The organism is Shewanella sp. T24-MNA-CIBAN-0130 (genome assembly GCF_040310185.1).
GTDB classification, from domain to species: Bacteria; Pseudomonadota; Gammaproteobacteria; order Enterobacterales; family Shewanellaceae; genus Shewanella; species Shewanella psychromarinicola.
This window is the reverse complement of record NZ_JBEOPP010000301.1, coordinates 1-273: the sequence shown is the minus strand read 5'-3', so window position 1 is coordinate 273 and position 273 is coordinate 1. Positions and strand designations below refer to the sequence as shown.

Genomic DNA, 273 nt, shown 5'->3' with positions numbered 1-273 from the left:
AACTAATGCTATTTCAAACTCACTCTATATCAAACTAAGCGGCGCTATGCACATTTCATTAAAGCAGCTCAACGTGTTTACCAGTGTTACCCAACATAAAACCTTAACCGCTGCAGCCGAGGCACTGTATTTGTCTAAAGCCGCGGTGAGCATGGCACTGGCAGAACTCGAAAAACAATTGGGTCACCCGCTATTTGATCGGGTCAATAATCGCTTGGTGCTGAATCAAGAAGGACACAAGTTATTACCACTGGCCGATGAGCTGCTTAGTAG

At 45.1% G+C, this 273-nt stretch carries 1 protein-coding gene; it reads left to right on the top strand.

What is annotated here, in order from left to right; all coding sequences use genetic code 11:
• Positions 1-46 precede the first annotated feature (46 nt).
• A partial coding sequence (locus AAEZ02_RS22475) for a LysR family transcriptional regulator (RefSeq protein ID WP_351125259.1) occupies positions 47-273 on the top strand: 227 nt, incomplete at its 3' end.